The sequence below is a fragment of the Streptomyces lasalocidi genome, from assembly GCF_005280215.1.
GTDB lineage: Bacteria > Actinomycetota > Actinomycetes > Streptomycetales > Streptomycetaceae > Streptomyces > Streptomyces longwoodensis.
Map to the genome: position 1 here is coordinate 1466583 of NZ_SZNQ01000001.1, position 18688 is coordinate 1485270.

The window sequence follows — 18688 nt, forward strand, 5'->3', positions numbered from 1 at the left end:
CCGCGGGCGAAGCTGGGCCGGTGGACCACGAGAGCCGTCAGACCCGCTGGGAGCAGCGCACCGAGGTGCCGCTCGGAATCGCCTCGTTGATCTTCCTCGGCGCCTACGCCCTCCACGTCCTGGTCCCCGGCATGCCCGCGGTGTGGCACGACGTGTGCCTGACGCTGACCGTGGCCACGTGGGGCCTGTTCCTCCTGGACTACGCGGTGCGCTGGCGGCTGAGCGGACGACGGCTGGGCTTCGTGCACACGCACTGGCTGGACACCCTGGTGGTGGTGCTGCCGCTGCTGCGCCCACTGCGGATCGTCCGGCTGTACGAGGTCGTCCAGCGCCGGCACGGCGAGCCGCGGCTGTCGCTGCACGCGCGCGTGATCACGTACGCCGGGGTGTCGACGGTGCTGCTCGGCTTCGCCGGCTCCCTCGCCGTGTACCAGCACGAGCGCGGTGCGCCCGGGGCGACGATCAGGACCTTCGGGGACTCCGTGTGGTGGGCCTGCTCGACCCTCGCGACCGTCGGCTACGGCGACGTCACCCCGGTGACCCCGGTGGGGCGGCTGATCGCGGTCGGGCTGATGGCGTGCGGGCTGGCGCTGCTGGGCGCGGTCACCGGCTCGTTCTCGTCGTGGCTGATCCAGGTGTTCTCCCGGGAGGAGGACGAACGGCCCCCGGGGAGGTGAGCACCTCCCCGGGGGCCGTGACCGTCGGGCCGCCGGACCGGCCGGCCGCCGGGATCAGACCTGCGTCCGCTCCTCGACGACCTGGGCGATCTTGGCGATGGCCTCGTCGAACGGGATGCCGTTCTCCTGCGAGCCGTCTCGGTAGCGGAAGGACACCGAGCCGTTCGACATGTCCTCGTCGCCCGCGATGACCATGAAGGGCACCTTCTGCTTCTGGGCGTTGCGGATCTTCTTCTGCATGCGGTCCGAGGAGGAGTCCACCTCGACCCGCAGGCCCCGCTTCTTCGCGGCGGCGGCGAATTTCTCCAGGTACTCCACGTGCGCGTCGCCGATCGGGATGCCGAGGGCCTGGACGGGCGCGAGCCACGCCGGGAAGGCACCCGCGTAGTGCTCGAGCAGGACGGCGAAGAACCGCTCGATGGAGCCGAACAGCGCGCGGTGGATCATGACCGGGCGCTGCTTGGAGCCGTCGGCCGCGGTGTACTCCAGGTCGAAGCGCTCCGGCAGGTTGAAGTCGAGCTGGATGGTCGACATCTGCCAGGTGCGGCCGATGGCGTCCTTGGTCTGCACGGAGATCTTCGGGCCGTAGAAGGCGGCGCCGCCCGGGTCCGGCACCAGGGGCAGGCCCTGCTTCTCGGCGACCTGGCGCAGCGTCTCGGTGGCCTCCTCCCACACCTCGTCGGAGCCGACGAACTTCTCCGGGTCCTTGGTGGACAGCTCCAGGTAGAAGTCGGTGAGGCCGTAGTCGCGCAGCAGGTTCAGCACGAAGGTGAGCGTCTTGTCGAGCTCCTCGGACATCTGCTCACGGGTGCAGTAGATGTGCGCGTCGTCCTGGGTGAAGCCGCGGGCGCGGGTCAGGCCGTGCACGACGCCCGACTTCTCGTACCGGTACACGGTCCCGAACTCGAAGAGGCGCAGCGGCAGTTCGCGGTAGGAGCGGCCGCGCGCGTCGAAGATCAGGTTGTGCATCGGGCAGTTCATGGGCTTGAGGTAGTAGTCCACGCCCTCGTCGAGCTGCATGGGCGGGTACATGCCGTCGGCGTACCAGTCCAGGTGGCCCGAGGTCTCGAAGAGCTTCCCCTTCGTCGCGTGCGGGGTGTAGACGAACTCGTAGCCCTCCTCCTCGTGGCGGCGGCGCGAGTAGTCCTCCATGACCCGGCGGACGACGCCGCCGCGGGGGTGGAACACCGCGAGGCCGGAGCCGATCTGCTCCGGGATGGAGAACAGGTCGAGCTCGCTGCCCAGCTTGCGGTGGTCGCGCTTCTCCGCCTCGGCGAGGAAGTCCAGGTACTGCTTCAGCTCGTCCTTGGACGGCCAGGCGGTGCCGTAGATGCGCTGGAGCATGGGGTTCTTCTCGCTGCCGCGCCAGTAGGCGGCAGCGTTGCGCATCAGCTTGAACGCCGGGATGAGGCGGGTGGAGGGCAGGTGCGGACCGCGGCAGAGGTCCTTCCAGCACAGCTCGCCGGTCTTGGCGTCCAGGTTGTCGTAGATCGTCAGCTCGCCGGCGCCGACCTCGACGTCCGCGCCGTCGTCCGACGACGCCGAGCCCTTGAGGCCGATCAGCTCCAGCTTGTACGGCTCGTCGGCCAGCTCCTCACGGGCGGCCTCGTCCGTCACGACCCGGCGGGAGAACTTCTGGCCCCGCTTCTGGATCTCCTGCATCTTCTTCTCGACGGCCTTGAGGTCCTCGGGCGTGAACGGCCGCTCGACGTCGAAGTCGTAGTAGAAGCCGTCCTTGACGGGCGGGCCGATGCCGAGCTTGGCCTCGGGGAAGAGCTCCTGCACCGCCTGCGCCATCACGTGCGCGGTGGAGTGGCGCAGGATGTTCAGGCCGTCCTCGGAGGAGAGCTCGACGCCCTCGACCTCGTCGCCGTCGGCGAGTGCGTACGACAGGTCCCTGAGCTCGCCGCCCACCCGCGCGGCGATGACCGACCGCTCGCCGGCGAAGAGCTCGGCGGCCGTGGTGCCCGTCGTCACCGTGCGCTCTTCCCGCTCGGAATCGCGTTGGATGATCACACGGACGTCTGCCACCGGTCTCTCCTGACTGAAGGGGGGTGCGGCGCCATACCGGAGCGCACGCATGAGGGGGATCGTACCGACCCGCACCCGCCCACCGCGAAACCAGTGCTCCGGTCCCCCGCACCGGCGCCCGGTGCCCGTCAGTCCCCCTCGCAGGTCTCCGCCAGGAACGCCGCGGTGCCGGCGGTCTCCTGGAGGGACTTCATCAGGCGGTCCCGTTCCGCCTCGTCCACCTGCACCGCTTCGACGTCCGAGGCCGCCGTGACCCGGCGGAAGCCGCCCCGGCTCTCCAGCCGGCCCCGCACCCGCACGGGCAGACCGGCGAGGTGGGCCTGCCCGGCGGTGCGGTAGCCGTCCTCGTCGAGGGTGAGGCGGACGTGCGGCACCTCGGCGCCGGCCAGCACCCGCAGCCGGACGCTGCCCTCGCCGCGCGGGCCGGACCTGCGCAGCCGGACGACGGTGCCGGTGATCCGCACCGTGACGGCGGGCTCCTCGCGCAGGTAGCGGGCGCCGGCCTCGCGCAGTGCGGGCAGATCGCCGGGCGAGAACTCGACGGGCTCGCCGCTCGCCGCGCAGTCCTCGGGGACGCCCGCGGCGGGCGCCCACTCGACGGCGACCCGGGCGCCCTCCGTGCCCTGGACGAGGGCGACCAGCGCCTCGGTGAGCTCCCGGCTGACGCCCGCCCCGACGGCGCTGTCGAAGGCGTCCATGCCGCCGGTGGCCCGCCGGTAGTCGATGGCCTCGCGGGCCGCGCACAGGGACTGGTGCAGTCGCACCGCCAGCGCCCGGGCGGTCGCGACCGGCACGAACGCGGTCAGCGCGCGGCCCCCGGCGGCCGGCCCCACCAGCACGCCCTCCAGCAGCGCGGCGGCGGTCCGGCGGTGGCGGGCGCCGTGGTAGCCGGCGCGGGCACGGGTCGCGAGGGCCGCGGCCAGCAGGGTCCGGCGGGCCGCGGCGCGCAGCCGCTCCTCGGCCGTCCAGGACGCGGTCCCGGCGGGCCCGCCGGGCACGTCCCGCCGCCAGCGGACCTCGTCGCTGGGCACGGCCAGGGACACCAACACCTCCCGCGCGGACGGCGAGGCGCTGCGGGCCAGGGCGTCCAGCGCCTCCCCGAGCAGGTCGTCGCTGTCGGGGAAGGCGCGGCTGACGGGCACGAGCAGACTGGTGCCGGCCGCGCCGGGACCGGGCGGGGTCCAGCGGCCGTAGCGTCCGGCGGCGCCGCCGCGCCGCCGCCAGCCGTGGCGCAGCAGCAGGGCGCCGAGGACGGCCGGGTCGACGTCGCCGGGCTCGGGGGCGCGGTCCCGGGGCACGTCGGCCGGGTGCGGCCGCACCGGTCGCGGGTGGTCCTCCGGGGGGCGGTGGGTCATGGTCGTCCTCCCGTCCCGACCCGCGTCATGATCTCGCACAGGGCCCGGTCGTCGAAGATGCGTGCCGTCGGGATCCGCACGGTGGTGCGCGTGCGGCCGGTGACCGGGTGGCCGGCCAGGTTGACCCAGTAGCAGCAGTGCCGCAGGTCCAGCCGGTCGTGACCGGCGCGCAGCCACTGGTCCCGGGACCGGGGCACGATCATCACGACGAGGATCTTGTGCACCGAGACCGGTGTGCGGGCGAGCTTCCTCAGGTGGTCGTTGTCGAGCGTGAACGAGAAGGAGCGGCCCGGGGGGCCGGGCGGGATCTGGTACGTCGCCTTCAGCTGCACCTTGATGGTCACCTCGTCGTCGACGGTGTGCCCGGGCGCGCTGTGACTGACGTGCCAGTCGATGCCGTTGTCCGGGAACGGCTGGGACAGCGAACACCCCGCGGCCGCCGCGACGGCGTGCAGGTAACCGACCTGCAAGGTCTCCATGCAGGCGGTGGTGGCGAGCGTGCCGCGATGAGGACCCGTGCGGTCGGGCAGCAGCCCGCCCCGCTCGGGCTGCGCTATCGCCATGGGCAACAGCCTTCCGAACCAGGTGAATACCCGCGTCGGGTCGCTGAACTGCAAAGACCCGTACTCCTGTTGTCTCCTCGCGGCGTACGCCGCAAACAGCCCGGGTATCACCAAACGGGCAGAAGACGGGGCGTCAGCTGCCGCGGCTGATAGAGGGGTTGGGTTGGTATGAGTTGCTGGTACGAAGGCCCGCTGGCCGCGTTCGACACGGAGACGACGGGGGTGGACGTCGAGAGCGACCGGATCGTGTCGGCCGCGCTCGTCGTCCAGGACACCGCGGGCGCCCGGCCCCGGGTGAGCCGGTGGCTGGTCAACCCGGGCGTGCCGGTGCCGGAGGCGGCGACGGCGGTGCACGGGCTGACGGAGGACCACCTGCAGCGCACCGGCCGCTGGCCGGCGCCGGTGATGTACGAGATAGCCGAGCTGCTGGCCGAACAGACGGCCGCGGGACGGCCGTTGGTGGTGATGAACGCGCCCTTCGACCTGACGCTGCTCGACCGCGAGCTGCGCCGGCACCGTGCGTCGTCGCTGGCCCGCTGGGTGGACCCGGACGCGCTGGTGGTGCTCGACCCGAGGGTGCTGGACAAGCACCTGGACCGCTACCGCAAGGGCCGGCGCACCCTGACCGACCTGTGCGCGCACTACGAGGTGAGCCTGGCCGAGGCGCACGACGCGGCGGCGGACGCGCTGGCCGCGCTGGAGGTGGTCCGCGCGCTGGGCCGGCGCTTCGCGGGCCGCCTGGAGCGCCTGTCCCCCAGCGAGCTGCACGCGCTGCAGACGGGCTGGCACGCGGCGCAGGCGCGGGGCCTGCAGGCGTGGTTCGCGCGCAGCGGCCAGGAGGAGACGGTGGACCCGGCCTGGCCCCTGCGTCCGGAGCTGCCGGCGGCGGCGTGAGGGCACTCGGCGGGACGCGCCGCGCGAAGCGGCGGGGGCACGAAGAAGGCCGGCCCGCTGTGGCGGACCGGCCTTTTCCCGGTGGGCGATACTGGGTTCGAACCAGTGACCTCTTCGGTGTGAACGAAGCGCTCTCCCACTGAGCTAATCGCCCGGGAACGCACTGAACAATACAGGTCCCCTCGGCGATCCTTCAAACCGCGTCGAGCGCGCCGAGCAGTTCGTGCAGTCCGCGCCGTCCGGCGCGCATCATCAGCCGGTGGTTGGCGCGGAACAGCGGCCGTCCCGGCACGGCGAAGCGCCGCAGCAGCGGCTTGGTCACGTCGACCTCCTGGTCGTAGCGGGCCAGGCAGCCGCCCGCGGCCGGGGTGACCGTCCAGCGGGCCCATCCCTCCATGTCGCCGGTCAGCGCGGTCTCCAGCACCCCGGCCACCGGATCGCGGCGCGTCTCGCGCGCGGTGAACGTCATGTCGTACGGCAGCAGGGAGCGGATGCGGAAGACGCCGCTGGTGTCGTCGAGCCGGGTCACCTCGCGCACCTGCGGCCACCAGCGGGGGTAGTCCTCGGGCCGCTCCAGCAGCGCGTAGACGACCGGGGCGGGCGCGGGCAGGGGCCAGCGGCTGACGAAGCGGTAGTGGGTCCAGTCCATGACCTGCGTCTTCCCCGTACGCGGCGGACTCCCCCGTGACCGAGAAGATCCGGTACTTCGACCGAGTAGCTCGCCCGGCCGGTCCTGAGTACCGGTACTCATGGCGCGGGGCGTGACCACGGCCACACTCCGAAGCATGACGTACCTTCCGCCCCCGGCCGAGGAGCTGCGGTTCCTCGACGCCGAGCTGCGCCGACTGGACGCGCACCGCGCCCAGTTGCTGGCCCGCCGCGCCTGGCTGGTCTCGGTCCTCCAGTCGGCGGCGCCCGGGCCCGCCGCGCCGCCCTTCACCGGACCCGCGCCCGCCACCGTCCCGCGCCCCGAGGCGTCCGCGCCCCGCGTGCAGAACGTGCTGCTGGTGCTCGGCGGTGTCCTGCTGACCATCGCGGCGATGGCGTTCACCCTGGTCAGCTGGGGACACCTGGGGATCGCCGGACGGGCCGCGGTGCTCGGCACGGTGACCGCGGCGGCGCTCGCGGCGCCGGTGCCGCTGCTGCGCCGCGGCCTGCGCTCCACGGCGGAGTCGGTGGCCGGACTGGGGCTGGCCCTGACGGTCCTGGACGGCTACGCCCTGCACGAGGCGGCCCTCGCGGACACGGACGGCACCGCGTACGCGGCCGTGGCGGCGACCGTGCTGGCCGGTGCGTGGGCGGCCTACGGCACCGCCCTGGGCGCGCTGCGCCTGCCGCGGCCGGCCGCGCTGGCCGCCGCCCAACTCCCCCTGCTGCTCACCGCGCTCGCGGCCGACGCGGGCCCCTACGGCATCTCGGCCGCGCTGCTGCTGACGGCCACGGCCGACGCGGCGGCGGCCCTCCTGGTGACCTCCCCCGCGCTGCGCCCCGTACGGATCACCGCCGCGATCGGCGCCTACGGCACGGGCGGCTGGGGCCTGCTGGGAGCGCTCTGGCTCTCCTGGACGGCTCCGGGCCCGGGCGCCGCGGCCCGCGCGGCGGCGCTGCTGCTCCCGGCCTCGGCGGTGGCGGTGACGGCGGCCTGGCGGACGGCGGGGACGGCCGCCCCGGGTACTACGGGTGCCACGAGCACTACGGGCGTCACAGGTACTACGGGCAGTGCGGGTGCGACGAGTACTACGGGTCCCACACATGCCCCGGCGGCCCCCGGCACGCCCTCCCCCGCCCTCCCCACCCTCCCCGCCCAGCCGCTCACCACCACCCTCCCCACGGCGACCGCCCTCCTCGGGATCCTGGTGCTCCTCGCCGCGCTCGGCGGTGTCCTGCGCGTCACGCTGCCCGGCGGCTGGGCGGTGCCGGGGGAACTGCTGGGCGCCCTCGCCCTGTTGGCGGCCCTGCGGGTCCCGGGGATGCCCGAGCGGGTGCGGCTCGGTGTGGCCTGGGCCTGCGCCGCGGTACAGGGGATCGCCCTGCTGTGGGCGCTGCCGCTCGTGGCCGTGGCCCTGTTCGGTCCGTTCGGCTGGGCGGACCGGCCCTGGTCGGGTCGCCCGGCGGACGCGCGGGACGCGGTGACCGTGCACGCGCCCTGGCTGTCGCACTCCGGTCCGGCGCTCGCGGTGCTCGGCCTCCTCGCCGGTGCCCTCGCGCTGCTCGTGCGGAACGCCGCGTGGCGCCCGCGGGCCCTGGCCGGTGCCGCGGTGCTCGCCTGGGCGGCGGCACTGTCCCTGCCGGCCGCGCTGGAACTCCCGTACGTGGCTGGGCTGCTGGTGCTCGGCCTGCTGACCGCGGCCGTCCTCGCGCTGCCGGTCCTCCCGCCGACCGGTACCGTCCTGGCGCTGGTCACCTCGGTCGACCTGGCCTTCCTGGCGCTGGCCGACCGGACCGCGACGCTGACCGTGCTGTCCGCCCTGACCGTGCTGTACGCGGCGGCCTCGACGCGCCCGCGGTTCGCCCCGCTGACGGCGCCCGCGGCCCTGGCGTACGCCACCGCGCTGGCCTGCGCGACCGGGGCGGCGGCCGGGTGGCAGCCGCCGCACACGGCCCTGCTGGTCCTGGTGGTCCCGGCGGTCGCGGTGGCCGTCGCGCCCCGGCTCGCCACCACGGCGCGGGGCGCCTGCGAGGTGACGGGCGTCGTCGCCGCCCTGGTGGCGGTCGGCCTGGCGGTGACGGACGCGCCGGTGCTGGCCCTGGTGCTGTCCTCGCTCGGCGTGCTCGCTGCGGCGACGGCGGTGCGGCCGGACCGCCGCTCGGCCGGCTACGCGGCGGCCGCCCTGTTCGCGCTGGCCGCCTGGGTGCGGCTGGCCGCGTGGGAGGTCACCGCCCCGGAGGCGTACACCCTGCCGGTGACCGTCCCGGCCCTGCTGGTCGGCGCCTGGCGCAGGCGCCGGGATCCGCTGACCGGGTCGTGGGCGGCGTACGGTCCCGGGCTGGCGGTGACGCTGCTGCCGAGCCTCGCCGCGCTGTGGCGGGACGAGGGCTGGCCGCGTCCGCTGCTGCTCGGCTCGGCGGCGCTGCTCGTCACACTGCTCGGTGCCCGCCACCGGCTGCGGGCGCCCCTGGTCCTCGGCGGTGCGGTGCTGGTGCTGACCGCGCTGCACGAACTGGCGGCGTATCTGGTGCAGTTCGCCGACGCGCTGCCCCGCTGGGTGCCGCCCGCGCTGGCCGGGCTGCTGCTGCTCGCGCTGGGCGCGACGTACGAGCGGCGCCTGCGGGACGTCCGGCGGGTGCGGGACGTGCTGGGCCGGATGAGCTGAGGCGTCCGTCCCGGGCACGAGGCGACCGGCGGCCCCCGCACCGGGTGCGCCCGCCGGTCGCCCCCCTCAGGGGTCACGGCATCCTGTCCCCCAGCAGGGCCAGGTTCTCGATGGCCGCCAGGCCGTACAGGGCGGTGTCGTTGGTGGACACCCAGCTCGCCTCGCTGCCGGCCACCAGGGCGGTCGGCCCGGTCACCCGCTCGGTCCTCCAGGGCGCGGACTCCGGGTAGCCGTCGGAGCGGTAGAACTTCTCCCAGGCCCGCCGGGCGAGCTGGTCGTCGCCGGTGCGCACGGCGGCGAAGGCGTCCAGGCGCGAGTGGCCCTGGAACAGCAGCAGGGTGCCGAAGTCCGCGCCGTAACGGGCGGTCTGCTCCGCCTTGGTGGCGTTGAAGTAGCGGCAGTAGTCGTAGTACGCCTCCTCGAACGCCGGCATGTCGACCAGGTCGATCAGTTCGGCGCACAGTTCGTTGAGGCCGAACACCGCCGACAGGTGCGAGACGCTCACGACGGGGGTGGCGGCGACGGCGAACCGGCCGGTGTCGAGGTCGTAGAGGCCGCTGCCCTGGACGAACCCGTTGGGCTGGGCGGCGATGCCCTCCATGGTCGACAGGACGCGCGCCCTGGCCTTCTCCCACTTCGGGCCCTTGCGTTCCCACTCGGTGAGCCAGGCGGAGACCAGGCCGCTCCAGTCGGTGCCGAAGCCGATGGACAGGGCGTGCCGGTCGGGCGTGTAGGGGTCGGTGCGGACCTTGCGCTGCGGGTCGAGGACGAGGAACGTCTCGTCGGAGTCGACGTTGGCGTGCATGAGGTCGCCGACGCGTTCGTCGGCGGTGAGGAAGTAGTAGAAGCGCCGGTAGGTGGTGTTGGCGATGCGCTGCTGCTTGGCGCTGTCGGCGTAGTGCTGGACGCCGTGCCGGGTGCCGAGGCCCGCCCACCGGCCGAGGTGGTAGACGTCGACCTCGCCGGTGTGCCGGGTCATGGCCTCGGCGAAGCGGAAGATGTCGGCACGGCCGGAGCGCAGGTAGGCGTACCAGAGCCACAGGTCGGGCGACAGCTCGGAGTTGTCCCAGGCGTAGCCGCCGACGTCGTACCGCCACTGGTGCCTGACGGTGTCGTAGGTGTGCATGATGTCGCCGTAGTCCCAGAAGCCGTACCAACGGCGTTGCTCCACCTGGTCCTTGTAGTAGGTGAAGAGGAAGTCGAGGTGGTCCTCGATCCTCGCCTTGGCGGGGGTGGAGCGGTCGGGCTCGGCGTACAGGCCGGGGCCGAACACGCGGGCCGCGATGAGCTGCCGGGGCGGGGCGGCGAGCTGGGGCGGCACCCGGACCGCCTGGACCTGCGCGGCGAGCTCCTGCGGGGTGGGTGTCGAGGCGTTGGCCCAGAAGAGGAGTTCGGAGGTACGGGCGATGCCGTAGGGGGTGCCGAAGCCGGGCTCGTGGTCCTCGTAGGTGATGTTGAGGCCCTCGAGTTGTTCGGCGTAGGTGTCCTGGCCCATGCCGTCGTGGTAGAAGCGCAGGTCCATGGGCTGGGCCTCGGGCGGCCAGAGCCACAGGGTGACGTCCGCCCCGTCGGTCTGCGCGCCGCGGATGTCGAGCTGGGCGGGGAACTTCTCCCAGAAGTCCCGCAGGCCGAAGGAGAACCCGCCGCCCGGGCCGCCGACGTAGCCGAAGCCGGAGGCCCGTCGGCCGCCGCCGGCACCGATCCAGCCGTGGCCCTTGTTGGTGCGCTTGCGGACGGTGAAGCCGTCGGCGGAGAGCTGGGAGAGGGTGTAGTCGCCCCACTGGGGAACGTACTGCAGCCGGGTGGTGACCCGCTGGTCCCAGGTGGACGGGTCGGGCAGCTTCTCGCCCGCGTACTGGGCGGCCTGCACGGCCGCGCCCGGGTCGCGGCGCAGTCCGGTGACTCCCTGCACGGCCTCGCGCAGCAGGCCGGTGCCCTCCCCGCCGATGCGGATGTGACGGTCGTAGGGGGCGTCGCGCAGGGGCACGGTGAAGCGCACCCCGAGCCCGCGGACGAAGTCGCCGCTCGCCCTGCCGGGTTCCTGGGGGCCGTCGAAGGTGACGGTGTGCACCATGCGGAAGGAGTCGGCGCCCGCGTAGAAGTAGAGGCGGATCGAGAACGGCAGCCAACTGCGACTGCCCCTGCGGTGCTTGCCGTCGATGCGGACGACGGCACGGACGGGGCCGTCCTGTTCCACGGTGACGTCCTCGACGGTGCCGTCGAAGCGCTCGGTCCTGACGCCGCCCTGGTCGCCGTCCTCGATCTCCGGCTGGCGGAGCAGGACGAGCCGGCCGTCCCTGGCGATCTCGGTGGACCCGCGGGTGACGGACTTGACGAGGGTGGTGCCGGACGTGCCGACGCGGACGGTGACGACGCCGGTGGAGACGTCGATCGTGCCGCCCTTCCGGGTGACGGTCACCCGGTGGTCGGGGGCCGCGGGGGTGCCGGTGGTCAGGGTGAGCTCGCCGGTGCCCGAACCGACCGCGTGGGCGGTCCACTTCAGCGAGCCGTCGGGCCAGTACGCGAGGGGCCACGACTGCACGGGCACCCCTCTGCCGTCGGCGTCGGTGAGCGCGAAGCTGCGGTCCGCCGGGTGGGCGCCCTTGGGCCAGGGCACACCGACGGTGGAGCCGGGGGCGGCACCCAGGCCGCCGTCCTCCAGCCAGTCGAGGATCACCGGGTCGGCGTCGGTGGGCGCGGCCGGGGGCGCGGCCTGGGCGTCCCCGGCGCCGAGCGCCCAGCTGAACTGCGCGGCGGCTCCGGCGACCGCGGCCGCCTTGAGCAGGGACCTGCGGGGGATGGGGGACATGGGGCTTCCTTTCCGTGCGGGACGTCGTGCGGGCGGATGCCGACCAATTGGTCAGGGGCATGACAGATATAGGGGCGGCGCGAACGGCGTCGGCCCGGCGGCGAGGGGAACCCCCGCACGTCAACGGCGCCGCGAGCGCTCCTCCACGGCGACCGCGGCCGCAACGACGGCCCCGAGGGCCGGGACCGCCAGCGGCGCGACGACCCAGGCGGACACGGCGAGCACGGCCGGCCCGGCAAGGATGAGGAACGATCCGGCGGGGTCGAGCAGGGTGCGTCGCCCGGCGTCCGCGAGGAGCGCCCGCCAGCGCGCGTCCGGGGTCCACACGGCCGCGGCCCGCAGCAGCGCCACGACGGCGCCGAGCAGCGCGCACAGCCCGACCGTCCCCACGAACGCCCCGCCGGGGATGCCGCCCCGCGCCGCCCGGACGTCCACCCACACGGTGGCCGCCGCCGCCCACCCGGCGAGCCCGACGACCCACCCGCCGCGCAGCGCGGCGCGGAAGTCGGCGACGAACTCCCCCAGCCCGCCTGCGAGATGGCCGGTACGGTGGCGCAGGTGCCGGGCCCCGGCGGCGAAGGCGGCCGGGTAGGTGACGAGGCCGAGGCAGGCCACGGCGATCCACACGCCGGTGAGCAGGCACTCGGCGAAGACCGCGAAGCGCTCGCCGAACGGGGATTCCCCGCGGGCACGGGCCTTCACACGCGCTTGCGCCATGGTGGTCGCCTCAGCCCTTCAGTCCGGAGGTCGCCATGCCGTCGATCAGGTGGCGCTGGAAGGCCATGAAGAACGCGACGACCGGCACCAGGGCGACCAGGGACATGGCGATCATGCTGCCGTAGTCGGAGATCCCCTCCTGGTCGCGGAACATCATCAGGCCCAGCGACACCGTGTACTTGGACGGCGTGTTGAGGTAGATCAGCGGCCCCATGAAGTCGTTCCACGCGTTGATGAAGGTGAAGATCGCGCTGGTGATGATCGCGGGCCTGCTCAGCGGCAGGACGACGGACCAGTAGGTCCGCAGGTGCCCGCAGCCGTCGAGCCGGGCGGCCTCGTCCAGCTCGCGCGGCAGCCCGCGCATGAACTGCACCATCAGGAAGACGAAGAACGCCTCCGTGGCCAGGAACTTGCCCGCGACCAACGGCACCAGGGTGTCGACCAGTTCCAGCTTGCGGAACATCACGTACTGCGGGATGAGCAGCACGTGGTACGGCAGCAGCAGCGTCCCGATCATCAGGGTGAACAGCAGGTTCCGTCCGGCGAACCGGATCTTGGCGAAGGCGTAGGCGGTCAGCGAGCTGGACACCACCACACCGGCCACGGCGAGGACCGCGTACAGCAGCGAGTTGGTGAAGAAGGTGCCGACGGAGATGCCCGAGATGCCGTCGGCGAGCCCGGAGAAGTTCTCCCCGACGGGCTCGGTCGGCAGCAGGTCGAGACTGGCGACGATGTCCTTGCCCGGCTTGAACGCGGCGCCGACCACCCACACCACGGGGTAGAGGACGACCGCGAGGACGACGAGCGCGCCCACGTGCCAGGCGATCGAGCCGGCGCGCCGCCGTTCACCGGCGGTGCGCACGACGGGGCTGGTCACGGTGGTCACTTGGCGGCCTCCTCGTAGTGCACCCACTTCTTCTGCGACCAGAACAGCACCGCCGTGACGAGCGCCACCGCGACCACCAGCGTCCAGGCCATCGCGGAGGCGAAGCCCATCTGGGCCTCCTTGAAGCCCTTCTGGTAGAGGTAACAGGTGTAGACGAGCGTCGCGTCGGCGGGACCGCACCGGGTGTCGGAGACGACGTACGCGGAGCCGAACACCTGGAACGCGTGGATCGACTCCAGCAGCACGTTGAAGAACAGCACGGGGGAAATCATCGGCAGGGTGATGTTCCAGAACCTGCGCAGCGGGCCGGCCCCGTCCACCTCGGCGGCCTCGTACAGCTCGCGCGGGACCTGCTTGAGGCCGGCCAGGAAGATGACCATCGGGGCGCCGAACTGCCAGACGCTGAGGGCGACCAGGGAGTAGAGGACGTAGTCGGGGTTGCCGATCCAGCCGCCCACGTCGACGCCGAAGAGCCGCTGGGTGCGGTCCACGACCGCGTCGTCCGAGAACAGCGCCCGCCACACGAAGCCCACGGAGACGCTCGCGCCGATGAGCGAGGGCAGGTAGAACGCGGCCCGGTACAGGGCCTGTCCGCGCCGCCGCTGCGCGAGCAGCAGCGCGACGCCGAGCGCCAGCAGCAGCTTCAGCGGGGTGGCCACGATCACGTACTTGAGCGTGACCTGCACCGACTTCTGCCAGCGCGGGTCCTGGAACATGGTCGTGAAGTTGTCGAGACCGACCCAGCGCGGCGGCGCGAACAGGTTGTAGTTGGTGAACGCGTAGTAGAGGGACGCGATCATCGGGCCCGCCGTGAGGAGCACGAAGCCCGCGATCCACGGCGACATGAACAGGTAGCCGGCGAGGTTCTCGCGGCGCCGCCCGCGCCGCCCGGCGACGGGCGCGGCGGACCGCTTCCCGGCCGGGCGCGCGGGTGCTTCCTTGACGAGGGTCATGGCGGTACGTCCCCTCAGCCCGCGAACGCGGCCTTGGCCTCGCCGAACAGCGTCCTGGCGGCCTCGGGCGGCTTGGTCCTGCCCTGGGCGACCTCGCCGCCGATCCGCAGGAACGCCGCTTCGACGACGTCGGCGCCGGACGGGTGCGGGGTGATCTTCCCCAGGACGCCCGCCGTGGCGACCTCCTCCTCGTACGCCGCCACGCCCTTGGCGGTCGGGTCGGTGGGCGTGAACGCCGCGTACTGCTCGGTGGTGGCGAGGATGCCGCGGTCGTAGCCCATGATCGAGCCGACCTCGGGGTCGTGGACCATGAAGTCGATGAACCGGGCCGCCTGCTCGGGGTGCTCGGTCCCGGCGAAGGCGCTCAGCATCAGCGATCCGAGGTACTGGCCGGTGTCCTTGCCGTCCGTGGTGGGGATGGGCGCGAGGCCGTAGTCCGACTCGCCCTCACCCTCGTAGCGGATGGAGAAGTTGTCCCAGGTGAACTCGGAGGCGGCGAGCCCCGCCGACAGCGCGGACTTGGGCTTGACCTGCTCGACCTTCTTCGGGTCGGCGACGAGCCCGGACTTCACCCGCTTGTAGCCGTCCTCCCACCACTGCGTCAGGTCGTCCTGCGTGAAGCCGAGGCCGTCCTCCGTGAAGAAGGCCTTGCCGTGCTGGCGCAGGTACAGGTCGTAGAGGTACATGATGCTGAAGTAGCCGGTGTCCCCGGCGATCCTCAGCTTGTCCCGCACGGTCTGCAGCGCGTCGAAGTACTCGTCCCAGGTCCAGCCGAACTTCGCCTGCACGCCCGCCTTCTCGAAGGCCTTCCGGTCGATGACGAGGGCCATGGTGTTGGCGCCGACCGGGACGGCGATCTGCTTGCCGTCGGCCTGACCGTTCGCCAGCACCCCGTTGCGGAAGTTCTCCAGCTTCAGATTCCCCGCGTCCGCCTGGGACTTGAGGTCCATGAGCACGCCGCGCCGGTCGTACTTGCGCAGGAATCCGACCGCATTCTGGAATACGTCCGGGGGATTTCCGCCCGAGGCCTGGGTCTGGAACTTCTCCCAGAACGCCTCGTAGTCGGTGAATTCCGGCTTGACCCTGATCTTCGGGTGCTTCTTCTCGAACAGCGCGATCGTCTTCTTGATGGCGATGGCCCGCGGCTCGCCGCCCCACCAGGCGTAACGGAGGGTCACCGTGCCGTCGGCCGAGGTGCCGCCGCTCCCCCCGCAGCCCGTCGTGGCGGCCAGGCCCAAGGCGGCCACCGAGGCCCCGGCCGCCTTGAGGATCGTTCGCCTCTCCACATCCCTGCTGGTTCCCACAGTCGGGCCTCCCCGCAGCGTCGTCGCTGCTGCATGTCGGTGCATGTGTGCCGCGTGCCGGTCGCGTGAATCGTTTCAAGTAAGCGCTTGCTGGCACAAGGTACGAGGGGGGTGGGAGGGCGTCAATGATGCGCGCAGGATTTTCTCGCCGGGCGGGCGGGGAGGCCGAGCGGCCGGAGGCGGCCGTCAGGGCCCGCCGAAGGGGACCCGTCGGCACCGGGAACGCCACCGGCCCGCCTGCGTTCTCGCAGGCGGGCCGGTGTGTGGGTGGTGGGCGATACTGGGTTCGAACCAGTGACCTCTTCGGTGTGAACGAAGCGCTCTCCCACTGAGCTAATCGCCCGGGCGCACGGAGAACATTACCCCATGTCAGGGGGTGCCTGTGACCAGCGGCGGGCGGCCCGCGCGCCCTCCCGGCTCACTGGTTCTCGATCTTCCACGGCATGACGAACCCGAACTTCCACACGTAGACGCCGACGAGCACGCCCACGACCACCAGGCCGATCGACGTCAGGACGATGTTGCGGCGCCGGACGCGCGGATCGAGGGCCCGCTGGGCCGCCTCGGTGACTTTGCGTTTCGTCCAGCGGAGCACCAGCTGGGCCCAGACGAACTCGGTCGCCCAGATCGCCATGCCGCCGAAGATCACCACCCAGCCCGGTCCGGGCAGCGGCAGCATCACCACGCCGGCCGCGACGACCGCGAGGCCGACCACGAAGACGCCGACCTGCCAGCTCACATGCAGCAGACGGCGTTCCTTGACGAACTCCGGCGCACGGGAACCGAGCCCCTCGTGCTCGTGCTGCCCGCTGTTGGCCTCGCCCACTTCCGCTCCGTCCGACGGCACGGCGACCTCGCCCGGCACGTCACTCCCCGTATTCATACGGCCAGACCCTACCGGAGATCAACACGTCACCGGAATGGTCGTACCCACCGAAGGCGCCCTCGGCCGGAAGAGTTACGTAAAGACACGCAAAACACTCAGAGGGGTTTACAACGGCACCGTAGGTGGCATGTCGATTTCGCCGACGTGCGAATCCCCGAGCGCACACTGAGCGAAAGGCCCTGGCGCTTATGAACACCACGGTCAGCTGCGAGCTGCACCTGCGCCTCGTTGTGTCGAGCGAGTCATCCCTGCCTGTCCCCGCAGGCCTGCGGTACGACACGGCCGACCCCTACGCCGTGCACGCCACCTTCCACACCGGAGCCGAGGAGACCGTCGAGTGGGTGTTCGCCCGCGACCTCCTCGCCGAGGGCCTGCACCGGCCCACGGGTACCGGCGACGTCCGTGTCTGGCCGTCGCGCAGCCACGGTCAGGGCGTCGTGTGCATCGCCCTGAGCTCGCCCGAGGGCGAGGCCCTGCTCGAGGCCCCGGCCCGGGCGCTGGAGTCCTTCCTGAAGCGGACGGACGCCGCCGTGCCCCCGGGCACGGAGCACCGCCATTTCGACCTCGACCAGGAGCTCTCGCACATTCTGGCGGAGAGCTAGAGCGGGGCCCCTACGAGCCGCCCGGCGCCGTCCACTCGGGGAGACGGCTCGGGCCAGGACAACCGCATAGGGCACGCGCCGACGCCGTCCCCCGGAGATCCACAGGGATCCGGGGAGCGGCGCCTGCGCGTGCGCGCGGGAAACCGGCGGGGACGGACCCTCCGCGGGGCGGCCAGGTGCGGCTACCATCGGCCAGCATCGGCGGGCGCCCGCCCGTCCCCAGGCCAGGGAGCGAAACGTGCTGATCACCCACGACACCCGGTGTGCGCTCGATGCCGTGGTGGATCTGGTGAACACCGCCCCGGAGGACGACACCACCCCGGACGGGCTGTCGGACGTCGCCTCCCTCGAGGAGTTCGTGCGCGGCCACGACATCAGTGACGTCGGAGTGCTGTCCGAGTTCGACCTGTCGGCGGTGCGCAAGGTCCGCGGCCGGTTCGCCGGGATCTTCGCGGCCACCGACCCCCGGACCGCGGCCGGGCTGATCAACGAGCTGGTGGCGGCCGCCGGCACCACGCCGAGGCTCACCGACCACGACGGCTACGACTGGCACATCCACTACTTCGCGCCGGGTGCCTCCATCGCCGACCACCTGGCCGCCGACTGCGGGATGGCGCTGGCGTTCTTCGTGGTCGCCGGCGAGCAGGAGCGGCTGCGGCGCTGCGAGGCCCCGGACTGCCGGCGGGCCTTCGTGGACCTCTCCCGCAACCGGTCGCGCCGGTACTGCGACAGCCGGACCTGCGGCAACCGCCTGCACGTGGCCGCGTACCGGGCCCGCCGCAAGGAAGCGGCCGGCTGAGCCCTGCCGCGGGGAGCGCGGTAACGCCGCGCGTCGTGCGCGCCGGACGTCGGGTCGTGGATCGATGCCGACGCGGCCCCGGCGGGTGGCGCCGGGGACCGCGGGTACGGCTCACAGCAGCAGCAGGTCGTGCAGCGCAGCCATGAGCAGCAGACACCCGATCACCGCCAGGAAGATCATCAGCGGTGGCTGGGAAAGGGCGAAGAGGCATCCACGCGGCTCGTGCTCCGGCGGCGCGGGGTCGGTCTGTGCCTCGCTCTGTGTCGTGTCCAGCATCTCGCGGCGATGATGGCGCAGCGGGCACCCTCTTCGCGATCACCACGCCCGGAATGAGCGGGTCGGCGCACCTTTCCTCGATCTCCCGTCCGCGGAGTGATCAGTTCCGTCCACCTGCCGTTCCCCTGTGTCGTTTCAGCGGAGCCGGCGGCCGGGGACGCCCACGGCGGTCATATGCCGTGCTTCTTGAGGATGGCCTCGATGTCGCTGAAGTCGTCGGAGGAGTTCGCGCGCGGCGCGGCAGCGGGGCGGGCGGCCGGACGGGGGGCGGCGGTGCCGAGGGAGGGCGCGGAGGCGCCGGGGGCCGCCGCTTCCTGCCGCGCGGACCTGGCCGCCGCCCTGCGCTCCTTGCGGGTGCCGCCCCGGCGGCGCTCCACGGTGCGGGTGAGGGCGAAGAGGCCCCAGGCCACACCGAGCAGCACGAAGCCGGCCCAGGCCGTCGGGCTGAAGGCGGTGTCCGCGAGCCACTCGACGACGCCGGTCAGGACCAGGCCGAGCGGGACGAGCGCGTAGGCCGCGATACGGGTCGCGGCGAGGAAACGCCTGCGGTAGGCCGTGACCGCGGCGATGCCCAGGCCGGCCGCGGCGACGGCGGAACACACGGTCTCGGCAATCATCCGGT

At 72.8% G+C, this 18688-nt stretch carries 17 protein-coding genes and 2 tRNA genes; 5 read left to right on the plus strand and 14 right to left on the minus strand.

The window, feature by feature from the left end; genetic code table 11:
- Window positions 1-20: 20 nt before the first annotated feature.
- Window positions 21-677, plus strand: a complete 657-nt coding sequence (locus E4U91_RS06450) for a potassium channel family protein (protein ID WP_137305936.1) — start codon at window positions 21-23, stop codon at window positions 675-677.
- 54 nt (window positions 678-731) lie between these two features.
- Here the strand turns inward: E4U91_RS06450 and thrS are convergent, their stop codons facing one another.
- The 3 genes from thrS to E4U91_RS06465 all read right to left on the minus strand — a co-directional run bounded on the left by thrS (window position 732) and on the right by E4U91_RS06465 (window position 4626).
- Window positions 732-2708 carry a threonine--tRNA ligase gene (gene thrS / locus E4U91_RS06455; protein ID WP_137305937.1) on the minus strand — a complete coding sequence of 659 codons (1977 nt, stop codon included), beginning with the start codon at window positions 2706-2708 and terminating at the stop codon, window positions 732-734.
- A 128-nt stretch (window positions 2709-2836) separates the two neighbouring features.
- Window positions 2837-4063, minus strand: a complete 1227-nt coding sequence (locus E4U91_RS06460) for a hypothetical protein (RefSeq protein ID WP_137305938.1) — start codon at window positions 4061-4063, stop codon at window positions 2837-2839.
- A complete protein-coding gene (locus tag E4U91_RS06465) occupies window positions 4060-4626 on the minus strand; it encodes a DUF4365 domain-containing protein (protein WP_137305939.1) in 567 nt (188 codons plus the stop codon). The genes E4U91_RS06460 and E4U91_RS06465 overlap by 4 nt, the downstream gene beginning before the upstream one ends.
- Window positions 4627-4794: 168 nt before the next feature.
- Here E4U91_RS06465 and E4U91_RS06470 point away from each other — a divergent pair, with 168 nt between their 5' ends.
- Entirely contained in the window at window positions 4795-5520 is a 726-nt protein-coding gene (locus tag E4U91_RS06470) for a 3'-5' exonuclease (protein WP_137305940.1), read from the plus strand.
- A gap of 82 nt (window positions 5521-5602) precedes the next feature.
- On the opposite strand, the gene E4U91_RS06475 is transcribed toward E4U91_RS06470, so the two are convergent.
- A tRNA-Val gene (locus E4U91_RS06475) sits at window positions 5603-5674 on the minus strand.
- A gap of 39 nt (window positions 5675-5713) precedes the next feature.
- On the minus strand, window positions 5714-6169 hold the full coding sequence (locus E4U91_RS06480; RefSeq protein WP_137305941.1) for an SRPBCC family protein: 456 nt from the start codon (window positions 6167-6169) through the stop codon (window positions 5714-5716).
- A 136-nt stretch (window positions 6170-6305) separates the two neighbouring features.
- Between E4U91_RS06480 and E4U91_RS06485 the strand changes: the two genes are divergently transcribed.
- A complete protein-coding gene (locus E4U91_RS06485; protein WP_241678519.1) occupies window positions 6306-8834 on the plus strand; it encodes an SCO7613 C-terminal domain-containing membrane protein in 2529 nt (842 codons plus the stop codon).
- Window positions 8835-8907: 73 nt separating this feature from the next.
- Here the strand turns inward: E4U91_RS06485 and E4U91_RS06490 are convergent, their stop codons facing one another.
- The 7 genes from E4U91_RS06490 to E4U91_RS06520 all read right to left on the minus strand — a co-directional run bounded on the left by E4U91_RS06490 (window position 8908) and on the right by E4U91_RS06520 (window position 16386).
- The gene (locus E4U91_RS06490) at window positions 8908-11643 is read right to left on the minus strand and encodes an exo-rhamnogalacturonan lyase family protein (RefSeq protein WP_137305943.1); all 2736 of its coding nucleotides are present in this window, start codon (window positions 11641-11643) and stop codon (window positions 8908-8910) included.
- A 120-nt stretch (window positions 11644-11763) separates the two neighbouring features.
- Window positions 11764-12360, minus strand: coding sequence for a hypothetical protein (locus E4U91_RS06495; protein ID WP_137305944.1), 597 nt, complete (start codon window positions 12358-12360; stop codon window positions 11764-11766).
- A gap of 10 nt (window positions 12361-12370) precedes the next feature.
- The gene (locus tag E4U91_RS06500; RefSeq protein WP_137305945.1) at window positions 12371-13246 is read right to left on the minus strand and encodes a carbohydrate ABC transporter permease; all 876 of its coding nucleotides are present in this window, start codon (window positions 13244-13246) and stop codon (window positions 12371-12373) included.
- Window positions 13243-14199, minus strand: coding sequence for a carbohydrate ABC transporter permease (locus E4U91_RS06505; protein ID WP_137305946.1), 957 nt, complete (start codon window positions 14197-14199; stop codon window positions 13243-13245). Before E4U91_RS06505 ends, E4U91_RS06500 begins: the two co-directional genes overlap by 4 nt.
- A gap of 14 nt (window positions 14200-14213) precedes the next feature.
- Window positions 14214-15503, minus strand: a complete 1290-nt coding sequence (locus E4U91_RS06510; RefSeq protein ID WP_137305947.1) for an ABC transporter substrate-binding protein — start codon at window positions 15501-15503, stop codon at window positions 14214-14216.
- 268 nt (window positions 15504-15771) lie between these two features.
- A tRNA-Val gene (locus tag E4U91_RS06515) sits at window positions 15772-15846 on the minus strand.
- Between the two features lie 75 nt (window positions 15847-15921).
- On the minus strand, window positions 15922-16386 hold the full coding sequence (locus tag E4U91_RS06520) for a TIGR02611 family protein (RefSeq protein ID WP_137305948.1): 465 nt from the start codon (window positions 16384-16386) through the stop codon (window positions 15922-15924).
- Between the two features lie 191 nt (window positions 16387-16577).
- Here E4U91_RS06520 and E4U91_RS06525 point away from each other — a divergent pair, with 191 nt between their 5' ends.
- Window positions 16578-16991: an SsgA family sporulation/cell division regulator gene (locus E4U91_RS06525; protein WP_004002642.1), complete on the plus strand. Its 414-nt coding sequence runs from the start codon at window positions 16578-16580 to the stop codon at window positions 16989-16991.
- Between the two features lie 238 nt (window positions 16992-17229).
- On the plus strand, window positions 17230-17790 hold the full coding sequence (locus E4U91_RS06530) for a CGNR zinc finger domain-containing protein (RefSeq protein WP_067235421.1): 561 nt from the start codon (window positions 17230-17232) through the stop codon (window positions 17788-17790).
- Window positions 17791-17901: 111 nt separating this feature from the next.
- Here E4U91_RS06530 and E4U91_RS38030 read toward each other — a convergent pair whose 3' ends face one another.
- Both E4U91_RS38030 and E4U91_RS06535 read right to left on the minus strand, forming a co-directional pair.
- A complete protein-coding gene (locus tag E4U91_RS38030; RefSeq protein WP_168218073.1) occupies window positions 17902-18066 on the minus strand; it encodes a hypothetical protein in 165 nt (54 codons plus the stop codon).
- A 170-nt stretch (window positions 18067-18236) separates the two neighbouring features.
- Window positions 18237-18683 (minus strand): hypothetical protein, encoded by a 447-nt coding sequence (locus E4U91_RS06535; protein WP_137305949.1) that lies wholly within the window; start codon window positions 18681-18683, stop codon window positions 18237-18239.
- Window positions 18684-18688: the final 5 nt, after the last annotated feature.

Excerpts from the sequence above, each read along its gene's own strand:
- E4U91_RS06460 (WP_137305938.1), bottom strand. The coding sequence starts at position 4,063 with ATGACCCACCGCCCCCCGGAGGACCACCCGCGACCGGTGCGGCCGCAC.
- E4U91_RS06465 (WP_137305939.1), bottom strand. The coding sequence starts at position 4,626 with ATGGCGATAGCGCAGCCCGAGCGGGGCGGGCTGCTGCCCGACCGCACG.
- E4U91_RS06470 (WP_137305940.1), top strand. The coding sequence starts at position 4,795 with ATGAGTTGCTGGTACGAAGGCCCGCTGGCCGCGTTCGACACGGAGACG.
- E4U91_RS06480 (WP_137305941.1), bottom strand. The coding sequence starts at position 6,169 with ATGGACTGGACCCACTACCGCTTCGTCAGCCGCTGGCCCCTGCCCGCG.
- E4U91_RS06485 (WP_241678519.1), top strand. The coding sequence starts at position 6,306 with ATGACGTACCTTCCGCCCCCGGCCGAGGAGCTGCGGTTCCTCGACGCC.
- E4U91_RS06490 (WP_137305943.1), bottom strand. The coding sequence starts at position 11,643 with ATGTCCCCCATCCCCCGCAGGTCCCTGCTCAAGGCGGCCGCGGTCGCC.
- E4U91_RS06495 (WP_137305944.1), bottom strand. The coding sequence starts at position 12,360 with ATGGCGCAAGCGCGTGTGAAGGCCCGTGCCCGCGGGGAATCCCCGTTC.
- E4U91_RS06505 (WP_137305946.1), bottom strand. The coding sequence starts at position 14,199 with ATGACCCTCGTCAAGGAAGCACCCGCGCGCCCGGCCGGGAAGCGGTCC.
- E4U91_RS06520 (WP_137305948.1), bottom strand. The coding sequence starts at position 16,386 with ATGAATACGGGGAGTGACGTGCCGGGCGAGGTCGCCGTGCCGTCGGAC.
- E4U91_RS06525 (WP_004002642.1), top strand. The coding sequence starts at position 16,578 with ATGAACACCACGGTCAGCTGCGAGCTGCACCTGCGCCTCGTTGTGTCG.
- E4U91_RS38030 (WP_168218073.1), bottom strand. The coding sequence starts at position 18,066 with ATGCTGGACACGACACAGAGCGAGGCACAGACCGACCCCGCGCCGCCG.
- E4U91_RS06535 (WP_137305949.1), bottom strand. The coding sequence starts at position 18,683 with ATGATTGCCGAGACCGTGTGTTCCGCCGTCGCCGCGGCCGGCCTGGGC.